Below are 16,067 nucleotides of genomic sequence, written 5' to 3'. Positions count from 1 at the left end.
GCGTGGGGGCGAAGCCTGTTGTGGAGCCCAGAAAGCTTGGGGCCACGCTTTACGTGCGAGACGAGGTGATTGCGGCGTTTCAGAGCTGACCAGCCAACCTTCCAAGCCGGAATGTTCAAATGAAGAAAATGCCGCCTTCGGGCGGCATCATTCTTGGCCGTTCGGTGGTCAATAATTGTGACAAAAATGGCCAATGCCGTGATTTTCAGGCGGCTAGAGAAAGAAATGCCAACAAAAATCAATATCTTAATTCTTTGCGTATGGATGATTGGTCGTTTTATATGACGTCGAACAACTGGGCTTTTCAAATGAGCCAAGGTCGGCCGGCAAGTCATTGACTTAGTGTCACTTTTTTCCTTTCTGTGGTGCCATGGGGGCGGCTTAATGAAAATCCCGGCTGGGAAAGAGCCGCTTGGCCTGTTCGCGCGGGTGGTGCGCGCGGGGGGGCTGGCGGGGGGGGCGGGAACCGGATCGGGGGGCGTCGTCGGCCTCGGGCCGGGTGATGCCCACGGCGCTGTCGAGCGGGTGGCCCAGTTCCGAAAGCCGGGGCGAAAGATCCTCGATCCGTTCGGCGATCAGATGCACGACAATCCCTTCGCGTTCAAGCCGCCCGGTCACACGCAACAGCCGCCCGCCCATCACCGCGCGGCGAAAGGCCTCGTAAACCTTTGGCCAGGCGACGATATTCGCAACACCGGTTTCGTCTTCGAGGGTCAAAAAGACGACGCCCGAAGCGGTGCCGGGGCGCTGGCGGGTGATGACCAGGCCGCACACGGTGAGGCGCCCCGGCGGGGCCGTGGTCAGCTGGTCATGGCAGGTCAGGCCGGGCAGACCGGGGCGCAAAAGTTCCATCGGATGGGCGCGCAAGCTCAGGCGCATTGCGACATAATCCTCGACCACCTCTTCGCCCAGATGCATCGGCGCCAGCACCACCGCAGGCTCGGCCAGACCCTCGCCGTCCAGCGGGTTCGAAAACAGCGGCAGGGGGGTGGGCGCCCGGATCGCCCGTACCGCCCAAAGCGCATCGCGCCGCGTCAGGCCAAGGCCCGCGAAAGCATCGGCCTCGGCCAGCCGTTCGAGCGTGGCCGGCATCAGCCCCGCGCGCAGCAACAAGCTTTCGACATCGGGATAGCCATTGCCGCGCGCCACGACGATCCAGCCCGCATCCTCGGCGCGAAAGCCCTTGATCTGGCGAAACCCCAGCCGCAGCGCCAGCCGCCCGTCCGCCCGCCGTTCCAGCCGATTGTCCCAATCCGAATGGTTCACGCAGATGGGCCGCACCTCGACCCCATGCTCGCGTGCATCGCGCACGATCTGGGCGGGGGCGTAAAACCCCATCGGCTGACTATTTAGCAGCGCGCAGGCAAAGATCTCGGGGTGGTGGCATTTCAGCCAGGAGGAGACATAGGTCAGCATCGCGAAAGCCGCCGCATGGCTTTCGGGAAAGCCGTAATCGGCAAAGCCCTCGATCTGGGCGAAACAGGCCTCGGCCACCGCCTGCGGATAGCTCCGCGCCAGCATGCCCGCGATGAAACGGTCGCGATGCGCGCCAATCGTGCCCATGCGCCGGAATGAGGCAAGCGAGCGGCGCAGCTGATCGGCCTCTTCGGCCGAATAGCCCGCGCCCACCACAGCAATCTGCATCGCCTGTTCCTGAAACAGCGGCACGCCCAGGGTTTTGGCGGTCACGGCGGCCAGCGCGGGGCCAAAGGGTTCGGGCGCCTCAAGCCCCTGACGGCGGCGGATATAGGGCTTGACCATGCCGCCCTGAATGGGCCCCGGGCGGACGATGGCCACCTCGATCACAAGGTCATAGAAGGTGGCGGGTTTCATGCGCGGCAGGAAATTCATCTGCGCCCGGCTTTCGACCTGAAACACCCCCACCGCATCGGCACGCGACAGCATCGCATAGGTGGCGGGGTCTTCTTGTGGCACGGTGTCCAGGCTGTGGCGGATGCCCTTGTGCGTTTCCAGCAGATCAAAGCTTTTGCGCAGACAGGTCAGCATGCCAAGGCTGAGCACATCGACCTTGAGGATGCCAAGCGCGTCGATATCGTCCTTGTCCCATTCGATGCAGGTGCGCCCCGCCATCGCGGCGTTTTCAATCGGGCACAGCGCATCAAGCCGCCCGCGGGTGATGACAAAGCCGCCCACATGCTGGCTTAGATGGCGCGGAAAGCCGATGATTTCGGCAATCAGCCGGATCGTCAGCGAAAGCCGCTGATCTTCGGGGTTCAGGCCCAGGTCGCGCAGCCGCGCCGGGTCGGCGCCGCGGTTCGACATGCCCCAGATCTGGCCCGAGAGCGCGGCGGTGACATCGGCCGACAGGCCCATCACCTTGCCCACCTCGCGGATGGCGGCGCGGGTGCGGAAATGGATCACCGTGGCGCACAGCCCGGCGCGGTCGCGGCCATAGCGGTCATAGATCCACTGGATCACCTCCTCGCGGCGTTCATGTTCGAAATCGACGTCGATATCGGGCGGCTCGCCGCGGTGGCGGGAAATGAAGCGTTCGAACACCATGCCGATCATGTCGGGCGATACATCGGTGATCCCAAGCAGATAGCACAGGATCGAATTGGCCGCCGAGCCGCGCCCCTGACACAGGATGCCGCGCGAGCGTGCAAAGCCCACGATGTCATGCACGGTCAGGAAATAGGGCGCATAGCCCAGTTCCGCCACCAGCCTCAATTCCTTGGCCATCAGCTTGTAAACCCGTTCCGAGGCCCCCTGCGGGTAGCGCCGCGCCAACCCTTCGCGGGCCAGACGGTCCAGCCGGGCCTGCGGCGGTTCCTCGCCGCCCTCGTCGGGGTAGTCATAGCTCAGCTCGCCCAGCTCAAAGGCGCAGCGCGCGGCAATCTCCAGCGTGCGGCGGATCGCGGCGGGGTGGTGGCGGAACAGCCGGGCCATTTCCTCGGGCGGTTTCAGGCGGCGTTCGGCATTGGGCAGGGCGCGGGTGCCGATGCTGTCGATGGTCAGCCCTTCGCGCAGGCAGGTCAGCACATCGGCCAGGGGGCGGCGCGCGGCGCGGTGCATCAGCACATCGCCCACCGCCACCATCGGCGTGCCCGCCCGCAGCGCCAGATCGGCGCAGGCGCGAAACCACGCCTGATCGCTGCCGTCATAGCGCGGCGCGGCGCCCAGAAAGACATGGCCGGGAAACTGCCGCTGCACCCGCTGCAACGGATCGCGCGCGGCTGCCAGATCGGGCGGCGGCAGCGCGATCAGGATCAGCCCCCGGCCCCGGTCCAGAAGGTCGGCCAGATCCAGATGGCATTCCCCCTTGCCGGCACGGCGCTTGCCAAGGGTCAGAAGCTGCGACAGCGCCTCATAGGCGGGGCGGTCCGTGGGCAGGGCCAGAAACTCGGTGGTGCAATCGCGCAAGACCAACCGCGCCCCGACGATCAGCCGTGGCAGGCTGCGCAGCGGCGGGCGGTCCAGGCTGGGACCGGCGGACAGGGGCTGACGCGAGGAAGGATCGGTCTGGGTGCTGGACCGGATGCGCAGGGCCTCTTCCTCCTTGCGCAGGGTGTTGATCGCCGACCACGCCCGCACCACGCCGGCCAGCGAATTGCGGTCGGTGATGGCGATCGCGGCAAGCCCCAGTTCGGCCGCCCGGGCCACCAGTTCCTCGGGGTGCGAGGCGCCGGTGAGGAAGGTGAAATTCGAGGTCACGCAGAGTTCGGCATAGCTCATGCGAATTCCCCCTGCACGAACCAGCCGGGGTTTTGCGGCGTGAAGAACAGCCACAACCGGCGGCCCTGGGCGGTTTCGATGCGCCAATAGTCGCGCAGGCCGTGGCGCCAGCCGTCATCCGAAAGCCACCATTCGGGGGTGATCCGCTCAGGCCCGGTGGCGCGTGCGGTGGTCAGTGGCATGGCGCGCCAGCGGAAGTGCCGCGGCGGTGTGGCCGCGACAAGCGCGGGGCCAGGGGCGGCGATCGGTTCAGGTGCAAACAGGCGCAGGGGGCGCGGTCGGGGGGCGTGAAACGCGCCCTGCGCGGTGCTGAAGGCGGCGGGGGCAATCAGGAAGGCGCGTTCGGGGATGTGGCTGTCAGCGGGCAGAAAGCGCAGGATGTTGTCCAGCCCGATCCTTGTGCCGATGCGGGTGATCAGATCGGCCAGCCGGTCGGGGCCGGTGCTTTGGGCGGGGCCGATCTGCGCGGGCGCCAGGGGCTCGACCTGGGTCGCCTCAAGGCGCAATTGATCGATGCCGAAGCCCGCATCCACCTCGGTCAGGCCGCGTGCGAACAGGGGGGCGATCCGGGCGGGATCGCGCATCGGTGCGGCAAGGCGCAGTTCGACCTGCTGGCTGGCCTGATCGACGCGGCGCAGCGTCAACACAAGCCGCCGCGCCCCCGCATGATGCGCGGCCAGCTTGGCACAGAGCGCCACCAGAAGCCGGGTCAGCCCCGCCATCACGTCGCTTTCCAGCCCGATCGGATCCGGCAGGGTCATGCGGGTGGCAAAATGCGGCGGCTCGGTTTCGGGGGTGACCGGCTCGGGGCTGTGGCCAAGGGCTTGATCCAGCCGGGTCAGCAGGTCGGGGCCGAAACGGCGGGCCAGTGGTGCGCGGGGGCTGGCGGCCAGATCGCCGATGCGGCGCAGGCCCAGCCGTTGCAGCCCCGTTACCGCGTCGGGGGCCAGCCGCAGTGCCGCCACGGGCAGCGTCAGCAGATCCTCTTCGGTGCCGCCAAAATGCGCCAGCGCCCAGGCCGCGCCGCGCGTGGCCGCCAGGCCCAGGCAGACCTCGATCCGGGCTTGGGCAAAGCGGGCGCGCATATCGGCCAGCATCGGCCCCGCGCCGCCCCAAAGATGCGTGGCGCCGGTGACATCAAGCACCAGACCATCGGCGCCCTCCAGCCCGACCCAGGGGCAATAGCGTTCCGTCCAGCGGCGCAAGCTGGCCAGGAAGCGGGCGTCCAGATCGGGGCGGGCGGGGGCGCTGACAAGATCCGGGCAAAAGCTGCGCGCATCGGCCATGCGCATGCCGCGATGCAGCCCGGCCCGTTCGGCGGCCGCGTTCAGGCACAGAATCGTCTTAGCCGTGCCCTGGCGTTGCGACAGCGCAAAGGGGCCATCGACCGGGCGTGCGCGTAAAACCCGGTCACTTGCCAGCCGGGGGAACCAGATCGAGACGATGCGCCTGTGCGTCCCAGTAAACATTCCACGCGCCGATTGTTCCTGATTTGTTCTTAATAATTTCCCACCGCATCAGAGTCGAGTCTTCCCGCGCCGGATCGAACAGCGGCATGGCCCGCCAGCGGGTTTCGGCCGCGGTCGAGCCCATCCTTTCGGGGATCAGGCACAGCCCCGTGGACCGCCCCGCGCCCGCTGCCAGCTGCAACCGCCGCCCCTCACGCAGGTCAAGCGGGCGGGTGATTTCCAGCACGACCAACGCCACCGATCCATCCTTCAGCGCCTCTTCGGCCACGGCCAGGCCGTCGATCTGGTTGGCCGGGCGGGCAAGCAGCACCCCGGCGGGATCAAGAAAGGGCAAAAGGCCCAGCGGGTTCAACGTTTCGGGCAGCCAGGCCTCGCGCAGCCAAAGGACCGGCCCCGGCCTGCCGGCCGCGGCACAGGCCGCAAAAGCAGGCGCGGCCGGGCCGCAAACCTCATGGACACGAGCGGGGCGCAACGGGAAGGCGGTAAGCGGGGTATGGCTCATGCAACCAGAATAAGCCGAAAGGCGGCGCATTCCAATGGCAGGGGATGCCCGGGCCCGCGTTGCCCGCCTGATCAGAGCCGGCAGGAAGACCGGGGGACGAGGGTGCAGGCCGATGGGGGCGCAGCCCCCCTTGCGCCGCCGGTCAGCGCTGTTGCGCGATCGTGCCCAGGGCAACCTCATTGCCGATCCGCACCCGGGCCGCCTGCAGGTCCGCGCGGATCATGCCGGGGATCAGGAAGGCATCGACCAGGGCCCAGATCCCAAGGGCGATCAGCAGGAAAAACCCGACAACGAAATAGGTGGTGACGACGCCGACGATGAGCAGGGCGATCATCCCGATCGCCGACCCCACGCGGCCCAGGTAGAACCGGTGCCCGCCCAGATAGCCAAGGAAAAACCACAGCAGATAGGCCACGCCGGTGGATTTCTTTTCATTGGTAACACGTTGTTCGACAAGCAGTTGTTGCTGTTCCGTCAGCATGAAATTTCCTTTCAGGGTCACTCGTGTGCGGCTGTCTTGCAGCCAGTCATGGCAAAAGAAAGGCCCCGCCGTGGCGGGGCCTTGGGCTTCGTGCAGGCCCGATCAGGCCTTGGCGAGGTTGCGCAGCACGTAGTGCAGAACGCCGCCGTTTTCGAGGTATTCGATCTCGACCTCGGTATCGATCCGGGCCTTGATCTGGATCGTCTTGGTCGTGCCGTCCTTGTAGGTGATGTGGCAGGGCACCAGGCTGAGCGGCTTGATATCGCCTTCCAGGCCCTCAATGGTCACCACCTCATCGCCGGTGATGCCCAGCGACTTGCGGGTCTGGCCTTCGGTGAATTCGAACGGGATCACGCCCATGCCGATCAGGTTGGACCGGTGAATACGTTCAAAGCTTTCCGCGATCACGCCCTTGACGCCCAGCAGTGCCGTGCCCTTGGCCGCCCAGTCGCGGCTGGAACCCGCGCCATATTCGACCCCGGCAAAGATCACCAGCGGCGTGCCGGCGTCCTGATAGGCCATCGAGGCGTCGAAGATCGAGGTCTGCTGCCCGTCCGGACCCTTGCTGTAGCCGCCTTCAACGCCATCGAGGATCTCGTTCTTGATGCGGATGTTGGCGAAGGTGCCGCGCATCATGATCTCATGGTTGCCGCGGCGCGAACCGTAGCTGTTGAAGTCCTTGGGCGCGACCTGACGTTCGGTCAGGTATTTGCCCGCGGGCGTGGTGGGTTTGAACGAACCGGCCGGGCTGATGTGGTCGGTGGTGATCATGTCGCCCAGCACCGCCAGCACCCGCGCGTCGCGGATGTTGGAAATCGCGCCCGCATCCTTGGACATGCCGCGGAAATAGGGCGGGTTCTGGATATAGGTCGAGGTCGGCGGCCAGTCATAGGTTTCGCTGTCGGTCGTCTCGACGCTTTGCCACTTGGCATCGCCCTTGAACACGTCGGCATATTTCGTCTGGAAGGCCTCGCGCGTCACGGTCTTTTCGACCAGTTCGGCGATTTCCTGGTTGGTGGGCCAGATGTCCTTCAGATAGACGTCATTGCCATTCTTGTCCTGACCGAGCGGTTCGGTGGTCAGGTCGATGTTCATGTCGCCCGCGATCGCATAGGCCACCACCAGCGGCGGCGAGGCCAGGTAGTTGGCGCGCACATCGGGGCTGATCCGGCCTTCAAAGTTGCGGTTGCCCGACAGGACGGCCGTGGCGATCAGGTCGTTTTCGTTGATCGCCTTCGAAATCTCGGGCTGCAGCGGGCCCGAGTTGCCGATGCAGGTGGTGCAGCCAAAGCCCACGATGTTGAAGCCCAGTGCGTCCAGATCTTCCTGCAGATTGGCGGCCGCCAGATATTCCTGCACGACCTGCGACCCGGGCGCCAGCGAGGTCTTGACCCAGGGCTTGGCCGTCAGACCCAGCGCCCGCGCCTTGCGCGCCACCAGACCCGCGCCGATCAGCACATAGGGGTTCGAGGTGTTGGTGCACGACGTGATCGCCGCGATTACCACCGAGCCGTCGTTCAGCGTATAGCTTTCGCCCTCGACCTTGGCGGTCTTGTGGGTGTTGACGGACTTGGTCGCCACGGGGCCTTCGTCGGCCATGTCCTTGGCGGCGTCAGACACGTCGATGCCGCGGTAATCGGCCACGACCTTGGCGAAGGACTGGGCCGACTGGGTCAGCGGGGTGTAGTCCTGCGGGCGCTTGGGGCCCGACACGGCCGGAACGATCGTGCCCATGTCCAGTTCCAGCGTCGAGGTGTAGACCGGCGCGTAATCCGCACCGCGCCACATGCCGTTTTCCTTGGCATAGGCCTCGACCAGGGCGATGCGGTCTTCATCGCGGCCGGTGTTGCGCAGGTAGCGCAGGGTTTCGTTGTCGATCGGGAAGAAGCCGCAGGTCGCGCCATATTCGGGCGCCATGTTGGCGATCGTGGCGCGGTCGGCCAGCGGCAGATGGTCCAGGCCCTCGCCGTAGAATTCCACGAACTTGTTGACCACGCCATGCTTGCGCAGCATTTCCACGACCTTCAGCACCAGGTCGGTGGCAGTGGTGCCTTCGACCATCTTGCCGGTCAGCTTGAAGCCCACGACCTCGGGGATCAGCATCGACACCGGCTGGCCCAGCATCGCGGCCTCGGCCTCGATGCCGCCCACGCCCCAGCCCAGAACGGCCATGCCGTTGACCATGGTGGTGTGGCTGTCGGTGCCCACCAGCGTGTCGGGATAGGCCACTTCCTCGCCGTTCTGGTCCTTGTCGGTCCAGACGGTCTGGGCCAGGTATTCCAGGTTCACCTGGTGGCAGATGCCGGTGCCGGGCGGCACCACGCGGAAGTTGTCGAACGCGCTTTGACCCCATTTCAGGAAGGTGTAGCGTTCCATATTGCGTTCATATTCCAGATCGACGTTCTTCTGGAAGGCGCGCGGGTTGCCGAATTCGTCGATCATGACCGAGTGGTCGATGACCAGATCGACCGGCACCAGCGGGTTGATCTTCTTGGGGTCGCCGCCAAGGGCCTTGATGCCGTCGCGCATTGCGGCCAGGTCGACCACGGCGGGAACGCCGGTGAAGTCCTGCATCAGCACGCGCGCCGGGCGATAGGCGATTTCGCGCGGGTTCTTGCCGCCCTGCTTGGCCCAGTCGCCAAAGGCCTTGATGTCATCGACCGACACCGTGAAGCCGCCATCCTCGAAGCGCAGCAGGTTTTCCAGCACCACCTTCAGCGAGGCGGGCAGTTTCGAGAAATCGCCCAGGCCCGCGGCCTGCGCGGCGGGGATCGAATAATAGGCGATGGTCTTGCCGCCCGCGCTCAGCGTGCGGCGCGTCTTGGCGGTGTCTTTTCCGGTGACGACGGTCATAGGGTGGCCTCCCTTGGGTAAATAGGGTCTCGCTGCGGGGCTTTTGCCCGATCGGACAGAGTCGATCAAGGGGGGCGGCGCGATTTTGTATACCATTGTGCACAATTTTTGCCGGCCCCGCCGCCGAACCGCGCCGCCGCCCGGGCGGCAGGGCTGCCACAGGGCTGGGCAAAATCGCAAAACCTTGATTGGCAAAGCCCCGGGGCGCGGCTTAGGAAGTAAGGCGACCAGAGGAAAGAGGCGACATGAAACGCGCGATCATCAGCGCCGCGATCGGGGTTTGGATAGGGTTCGGGCTGGCGCCCGACATCGGTGGGACGTTCGGGCCGGGCCTGTCGGGGGCAGGGGCCGCGTGGGCCCAGGTCGCCCCCGATGTGACGCTGGAAAGCCTGACCCCGCAGGATCAGGCCGCGCCTGCGCAGGTCGACAGCACCGCGCGCGCGGTCGATGGCGCGGTCGATGATGGCTCGGTCGATGGTGCCGCCGCAGCGGCGCAGACCGTGGCAAAACCCTCTGAAAATTCCGGTCTTCCCGGCGCCGCGCAGGCGATGGAACCCGCCTTGGCAGCCCCGGTCGCCGCCCCGGTGGCCCTTGCGCCCGCCGACAGCGCGGCCCTGACCCCCGCGCCGGTGGTGATCGAACTGTTCACCTCGCAGGGGTGTTCGGCCTGTCCGCCCGCCGATGCGCTGTTGGCCCAGATCGCCCCGCGTGAGGATGTGATCGCGCTGGCGCTGCATGTCGATTACTGGGATTACCTGGGCTGGGAAGACCCCTTTGCCCAGCCCGCCTTTACCGCGCGCCAGAAGGCCTATGCCCGCGCCGTGGGCGAGCGGTCGATCTATACCCCGCAGATGATCGTGGGCGGGGCCGAGCGGGTGGTGGGCGCGCGCCCCGCCGAACTGACCGCCCTGATCGAGGCGCATCGCGCCGCGCCCGCCCGCGTGCAGATGAGCCACCGCACCGAGGCCGGGCGCCACATCATCGAACTGCGCGCCGATCCGCCGCTGGACACCGGCGCGGTGGTGCAGATCGTGCGCTATGCGCCGCAGGCGCGGGTTGAAATCCTGCGCGGGGAAAACGCGGGCCGGATCGTCGATTACGCCAATGTCGTCACTGCCTGGCATGCGGTGGCCGAATGGGACGGGCGGATGCCGCTGAAGCTGACCGCGACGATCGAGGGCGAGGAACCGGCCGTCGTCATCGTGCAAGCGGCGCGGCCGGGCAAGTCCAGCCCGGTGCCGGGGCGGATCCTGTCGGCGGGGCGGCTGAACTAGCGCGCGCCGGAGCCAGGGGTCAGGCAGGCCCGGCTCCCGCGCGGGCCCGGGCGCGGCCTTCGGCGGTTTCGCGCGCCCAGACATAGAGCCCCGCCGCCACGATGATCGTGGCGCCCAGCACCGTCCAGCGATCGGGCAGCTGGTCGAAAAACAGCCAGCCCCAAAGACTTGCAAAGATCAGCCCGACATAGCCGAACGGCGCGATGACCGAGGCGGGGACCAGCGAAAAGGCCCGGATCAGGCACAGCTGCGCCAAGGTGCCCAGCAGCCCCACCGCCACAAATCCCCACAGATCGCCCATCGCGATCGGTCGCCACAGCGACGGCAGCAGCGCCGTGCCGATCACCGTGCCGAACAGCGCGGTATAGAACAATGAGGTCCACAGGCTTTCCCGGTCGCCCACCACCCGCGTCAGCAGCGCAAAGCCCGCATAGCAAAAGGCCGTGGCCAGCGGCAGCAGGGCGGCGGGCTGAAATACCCCCATCCCGGGCCGGATCACGATCAACGCGCCGATCAGCGCGGCGGCCACGCCAAAGGCACGCCGGGGGCCGATCCGTTCGCCCAGAAACAGCGCCGCGCCCAGCGTGATCAGCACCGGGTTGATGTCGGTGATCGCGGTCGCCTCGGCCAGGCCGATGAAGGGCAGCGACAGGAAGAAACAGGCGGTCGCGCCGAATTGCAGCACCGACCGCGCCGCCTGCAGCAGCGGGAACCGCGTGCGCAGCAGCGCCGTGCCCTTGGGCAACAGGATCAGGAACACCAGCAGGGCCTGGCCCGCATAGCGCGCCCAGACCACCTGCAGCGGCGCATAGCTGGCCGAAAGATGCTTGGCCAGCGCATCCATCAGCGTGAAGGTCAGCACCGCCGCGAGGCAGAACAGAATGCCCGCCGCCACCGCCGACAGGCGACCTTGCATGAAAGAGGGGGCTGGTTCCAGCCCCCTCTGGTCATGTGACGATTTTGGCGGCCTCACAGCAGCGCCTTGACCTTTTCGGCGATGGCTTCGGGGGTGATGCCGAATTCGGCGTAAAGCCGGTCTGCCGGGGCCGAGGCGCCAAAGCTGTTCATGCCGACGAAATCGGCCTTCGATTCGCGCCCCCGCTCGCCCAGCAGCCAGCGGTCCCAGGGCTGGCGCACGGCGGCCTCAACGGCCACGCGCACCGGGCCCGCGGGCAGGATCTTGCGGCGGTAGGCTTCGTCCTGCGCGGCGAACAGCTCCATGCAGGGCACCGACACCACCCGGGTGCCGATCGCCTGCGCCTGCAGGATGTCGCGGGCCTTCAGCGCGATTTCCACCTCGGAGCCCGAGGCCATCAGGATCGCCTGGCGCTTGCCCGCCGCTTCCTCGATGACATAGGCGCCGCGCGCGGTCAGGTTGGCGTTGGAATGGGTCTTGCGCAGCGTGGGCAGGTTCTGCCGCGACAGCGCCAGCACCGAAGGCGTGGACCCGGTGGTCAGTGCCAGCTCCCAGGCCTCTGCGGTTTCCACCACATCGGCGGGGCGGAAGGTCCAGGTATTGGGCGTGGCGCGGCAGATCGCCAGATGTTCCACCGGCTGGTGGGTCGGGCCATCTTCGCCCAGGCCGATGCTGTCATGCGTCATCACATAGACCGCCGGAACCCCCATCAGCGCCGACAGCCGCATCGCGCCACGCGCATAATCGGTAAAGCAGAAGAAGGTGCCGCCATAGGGCCGCGCGCCGCCATGCAGCCACAGCCCGTTCATCGCCGCCGCCATCGCATGTTCGCGGATGCCATAGTGGATGTAGCGGCCCTTGCGGTTGTCGGGGCCAAAGACGCCCAGATCGGCGGTCTTGGTCAGGTTTGATCCGGTCAGGTCGGCGGACCCGCCCAGGGTTTCCGGCACGACCGGGTTGATCGCGGCCAGCACCATTTCGCTGGCCTTGCGGGTGGCGACCTTCGGCGCGGCCTCGGACTGGGCCTTCTTGAAGGCGCGGATCGCGGCGACGAGCTTTTTCGACGGCTCACCGGCCATCTGGCGCTCGAATTCGGCGCGCTTGCCGGCGGGCAGGGTGGCCAGACGCGTTTCCCATTCGGCGCGGGCGGCGCCGCCGCGGGCGCCGATCTTTTCCCATTCGGCCTTGATCTCCGCGGGGATCACGAAGGGGCCATGCGCCCAGCCGTAGATTTCCTTGGTTGCGGCCAGTTCGCTGTCACCCAAGGGCGATCCGTGGACCGAATAGCTGTCGGCCTTGGTCGGCGCGCCAAAGCCGATGATGGTCTTGCAATCGACCAGAACCGGGCCCTTGGCGGCCTTTGCCGCGGTCAGGGCGCGGTCGATATCGGCGGGGTCATGGCCGTCGCAGGACAGCACCGTCCAGCCCGAGGCGGCAAAGCGCGCGCGCTGATCGGTGCGATCGGCGATCGACACGCGGCCATCGATGGTGATGTCGTTATTGTCCCACAGCACGATCAGGTTCGACAGCTGCTGCATGCCGGCCAGGCCGATGGCCTCCTGGCTGATGCCCTCCATCAGGCAGCCGTCGCCCGCGATCACCCAGGTGCGGTGGTCGACGATCTTCTTGCCAAAGCGCGCCTGCAGCGACTGTTCCGCGATCGCCATGCCGACGGCGGTGGCAATGCCCTGACCCAGCGGGCCGGTGGTGGTTTCAACCCCTTCCAGGTGCCCATATTCCGGGTGGCCCGCAGTGCGCGCGCCCCACTGGCGGAAGTTCTTGACCTCCTCCAGCGTGGTCTGGCGATAGCCGGTCAGGTGCAAGAGCGCATAAAGCAGCATCGAGCCGTGGCCCGCCGACAGCACAAAGCGGTCACGGTCGGCCCAGTTCGGGGCGCTTGCGTCGAATTTCAGGTGGTTGCGGAACAGGACGGTCGCGACATCGGCCATGCCCATCGGCATGCCGGGATGGCCGGAATTGGCGGCCTGCACCGCATCCATCGCCAGCGCGCGAATGGCGGCGGCAAGGCTCCAATGGTCGGGATGGGCGGCGCGAAGCTGGGCGATATCCAAGGCGGTGACCTTTCGGCTGATCATTCAGGGTTGCCCCCTGATAGCAGCCTGTCGCGCAAGATCAAGCGCGCCCCCCAAGTGCTTGATGCAAAAGGGTGGGCTTCACTGGTGCAGATTGGGTAAGATCGCGGTTGAATGGGTGGGACGCGATTCGCGCCCTGTCCTGCGTGAAACGGGCCGCGCGGGCGGCCCGCACCAAGAACCGGAGGCAGGCAGAATGAGCGATATCGCCGAATACGAACGCCGCATCAGCTTTGCGCTGGAACGCATCGGGCGCGGGGTGGATGCGCTGGCCGCGCGTCCCGTGACCGCGCCCGAACCCGTAGCCGCGCCCGCGGCCCCGCCGCTGCCCGATGCCGAAAGCCTCGCCGAACTGGCCCGCCTGCGTGAGGCGCTAGAGGCTGAACGCAGCGCCAATGCCCAGCTGTCCGACCGCGTCCGCGCGATCCGCGACAAGCAGGAAACGACGCTGTCGGCGCTGGAACGGCGGCTGGCACAGGCCAGCCGCGCGCTGGAGGTGGCCGAGGCCGAAGCAGCGCGGCTGAAACAGGCCAATGCCGATCTGATGGCGGCCAACCGCGCGCTGCTGGACGCGGCCGAACGGGTGGAGCCGCATCTGGTCAACCGCGCGCTTCAGGCCGAACTGGAAGGCCTGCGCGCCGCGCGCGCGGCAGAACTGGCGGAATTGAACGACATCCTGGGCACGCTGGAGCCGATCCTGGCCAATGCCGAAGCCGGGGCTGCAACTGCAGAAGAAGGTGCCGATCATGGCTGAACTGAAGATCACCATCGGCGGGCGCGAGTTTGAGGTTGCCTGTCAGGACGGCGAGGAACATTTTCTGCGCACCGCTGCCGGGATGCTGGATGCCGAGGCCTCGGTGCTGATCGGCCAGATCGGCCGCATGCCCGAGGCGCGGATGCTGCTGATGGCGGGCCTGATGCTGGCCGACAAGACCGCCGGGATGGAAGACCAGCTGCGCGAGGCCGAGGCCCGCGCGGCCGCCGCCGAAGCCGCCCTGGTCGAAGCGCGCGCCAATCCGATCCGCGCCGAGGTGCCCGTGATCCCCGCCGAGGTCACCGAGTCGCTGGCCGAGATCGCAGCCCGCGCCGAGGCGCTGGCCGACCGCGTCGAAGATGCGCTGTAGGTCGCAGGCAAAGCTTCAGGGGCGGCGCGTGTCCGCCGCGCGGCCCTGACCGACGCCCGCACCTGTGGGGCGCGGGATCTTGAGTATTTTTGCCAAGAAGAAGCAGGCCTGGTTTTGGGCAGGGCAGGGCGTGCCCGACCTATTCCGCCGCCTTCATCTGAAAGCCTTTTTCCAGCTGATCCGAAGGCGCGATCGGGTATTCGCCCGAGAAGCAGGCATCGCAATATTGCGGGCAGGCGGCGTCACGGCCCTGCGCCTCGCCCGCGGCGCGGTAAAGGCCGTCAAGCGAGATGAACTTGAGGCTGTTCACCCCGATCCAGTCGCGCATTTCATCTTCGGTCATGCGCGCGGCCAGCAGTTTCGTGCGATCGGGCGTGTCGACGCCGTAAAAGCAGGGCCAGGCGGTCGGCGGGCTGGCGATGCGGAAATGCACCTCGGCGGCGCCGGCATCAAGGATCATTTCCTTGATCTTGCGGCTGGTGGTGCCGCGCACGACCGAATCGTCGACCAGCACCACGCGCTTGCCCTTGATCAGGCTCTTGTTCACGTTCAGCTTCAGCCGCACGCCCATGTTGCGGATCTGTTCGGTCGGCTCGATGAAGGTGCGGCCCATGTATTGGTTGCGCACGATGCCAAGCGCGAAGGGGATGCCGCTTTCATGGCTGTAGCCGATCGCGGCGGGGGTGCCGCTGTCGGGGACGGGGCAGACCAGATCGGCCTCGACCGGGGCTTCGCGGGCCAGTTCCACCCCGATCTGGAAGCGGGTTTCATAGACCGAGCGGCCGCCGATGATGCTGTCGGGGCGCGAGAAATAGACATGTTCGAAGATGCAGAACCGCCCCGTCGAGGCGCCGAAGGGGCGCGAGCTTTCGATCCGACCGTCCTGGATCACCACCATTTCGCCCGGGTCGATTTCGCGCACGAAATCCGCCCCGATGATGTCAAGCGCGCAGGTTTCCGAGCTGAGCACATAGCCGTTGTCGCCCAGCCGGCCCAGCACCAGCGGGCGCACGCCCAGCGGATCGCGCACACCGATCAGCTTTGTGCGCGTCATTGCCACGACGGAAAACGCCCCTTCGACGCGGCGCAAAGCATCGGCGATGCGGTCGGCATGGTGTTTCTGGATCGAGCGCGCCATCAGGTGGATGATGCATTCGCTGTCTGAACTGGACTGGAAGATCGCGCCCCGTTCGATCAGTTCGCGGCGCAGCGCATCGGCATTGGTCAGGTTGCCGTTATGCGCGATCGCGCAGCCGCCCATCGAAAATTCGCCGAAGAAGGGCTGCACATCGCGGATCACGGCCGCCTTGGACCCGGCGGTGGAGTAGCGCACATGCCCGATGGCCAGCGCGCCGGGCAGGGTTTCCATCAGCGAGGCCTTGGTGAAATTGTCACGCACATAGCCGAACCTGTGGGCCGAGTTGAAGCCCTTGTCGGGATCATGGGCGACGATGCCGCCGGCTTCCTGCCCGCGGTGTTGCAGCGCGTGCAGGCCAAGCGCCACGAAATTGGCCGCATCCGTCACGCCGATCACGCCAAAGACGCCGCATTCCTCCTTCAGCTTGTCGTCATCGAACGGGTGAGACAGGAACGTGCGGGCGGGGCGGGTCATGGGGGGGCTCCGACGTGTGGGGGTGTTTGGGGGTCATGTAATGCGAA

General features: G+C 66.7%; 12 protein-coding genes. 4 read left to right on the top strand and 8 right to left on the bottom strand.

The window, feature by feature from the left end; genetic code table 11:
- Positions 1-119 precede the first annotated feature (119 nt).
- A complete protein-coding gene (locus MXB90_RS13425) occupies positions 120-338 on the top strand; it encodes a hypothetical protein (protein ID WP_250045726.1) in 219 nt (72 codons plus the stop codon).
- Between the two features lie 43 nt (positions 339-381).
- Here the strand turns inward: MXB90_RS13425 and MXB90_RS13420 are convergent, their stop codons facing one another.
- From MXB90_RS13420 to acnA, 5 genes are all read right to left on the bottom strand, one after another.
- A complete protein-coding gene (locus tag MXB90_RS13420; RefSeq protein ID WP_250045725.1) occupies positions 382-3,696 on the bottom strand; it encodes an error-prone DNA polymerase in 3,315 nt (1,104 codons plus the stop codon).
- Entirely contained in the window at positions 3,693-5,165 is a 1,473-nt protein-coding gene (locus MXB90_RS13415) for a Y-family DNA polymerase (protein ID WP_250045723.1), read from the bottom strand. Before MXB90_RS13415 ends, MXB90_RS13420 begins: the two co-directional genes overlap by 4 nt.
- A complete protein-coding gene (locus MXB90_RS13410) occupies positions 5,107-5,667 on the bottom strand; it encodes an ImuA family protein (RefSeq protein ID WP_250045721.1) in 561 nt (186 codons plus the stop codon). Before MXB90_RS13410 ends, MXB90_RS13415 begins: the two co-directional genes overlap by 59 nt.
- A 142-nt stretch (positions 5,668-5,809) precedes the next feature.
- Positions 5,810-6,169, bottom strand: a complete 360-nt coding sequence (locus MXB90_RS13405; RefSeq protein ID WP_250045719.1) for a TM2 domain-containing protein — start codon at positions 6,167-6,169, stop codon at positions 5,810-5,812.
- An 81-nt stretch (positions 6,170-6,250) separates the two neighbouring features.
- On the bottom strand, positions 6,251-9,001 hold the full coding sequence (gene acnA, locus MXB90_RS13400) for an aconitate hydratase AcnA (protein WP_250045718.1): 2,751 nt from the start codon (positions 8,999-9,001) through the stop codon (positions 6,251-6,253).
- Between the two features lie 245 nt (positions 9,002-9,246).
- Between acnA and MXB90_RS13395 the strand changes: the two genes are divergently transcribed.
- Complete coding sequence (locus MXB90_RS13395; RefSeq protein ID WP_250045716.1) at positions 9,247-10,275, top strand: DUF1223 domain-containing protein; 1,029 nt, start codon at positions 9,247-9,249, stop codon at positions 10,273-10,275.
- 19 nt (positions 10,276-10,294) lie between these two features.
- On the opposite strand, the gene MXB90_RS13390 is transcribed toward MXB90_RS13395, so the two are convergent.
- Together MXB90_RS13390 and tkt are read right to left on the bottom strand one after the other, a co-directional pair.
- The gene (locus MXB90_RS13390) at positions 10,295-11,191 is read right to left on the bottom strand and encodes a DMT family transporter (RefSeq protein ID WP_250045714.1); all 897 of its coding nucleotides are present in this window, start codon (positions 11,189-11,191) and stop codon (positions 10,295-10,297) included.
- 53 nt (positions 11,192-11,244) lie between these two features.
- Positions 11,245-13,263 (bottom strand): transketolase, encoded by a 2,019-nt coding sequence (gene tkt, locus MXB90_RS13385; protein ID WP_250045732.1) that lies wholly within the window; start codon positions 13,261-13,263, stop codon positions 11,245-11,247.
- 217 nt (positions 13,264-13,480) lie between these two features.
- Between tkt and MXB90_RS13380 the strand changes: the two genes are divergently transcribed.
- Positions 13,481-14,038 carry a hypothetical protein gene (locus MXB90_RS13380; RefSeq protein WP_250045713.1) on the top strand — a complete coding sequence of 186 codons (558 nt, stop codon included), beginning with the start codon at positions 13,481-13,483 and terminating at the stop codon, positions 14,036-14,038.
- Positions 14,031-14,408 carry a cell division protein ZapA gene (locus MXB90_RS13375; RefSeq protein WP_250045711.1) on the top strand — a complete coding sequence of 126 codons (378 nt, stop codon included), beginning with the start codon at positions 14,031-14,033 and terminating at the stop codon, positions 14,406-14,408. Before MXB90_RS13380 ends, MXB90_RS13375 begins: the two co-directional genes overlap by 8 nt.
- 139 nt (positions 14,409-14,547) lie before the next feature.
- Here the strand turns inward: MXB90_RS13375 and purF are convergent, their stop codons facing one another.
- Positions 14,548-16,020 (bottom strand): amidophosphoribosyltransferase, encoded by a 1,473-nt coding sequence (purF, locus tag MXB90_RS13370; protein WP_250045710.1) that lies wholly within the window; start codon positions 16,018-16,020, stop codon positions 14,548-14,550.
- Positions 16,021-16,067: the final 47 nt, after the last annotated feature.

This window comes from Phaeovulum molybdatiresistens, from assembly GCF_023544865.1.
Classification (GTDB): Bacteria; Pseudomonadota; Alphaproteobacteria; order Rhodobacterales; family Rhodobacteraceae; genus Pontitalea.
This window is presented reverse-complemented; position numbering and strand designations above follow the sequence as displayed.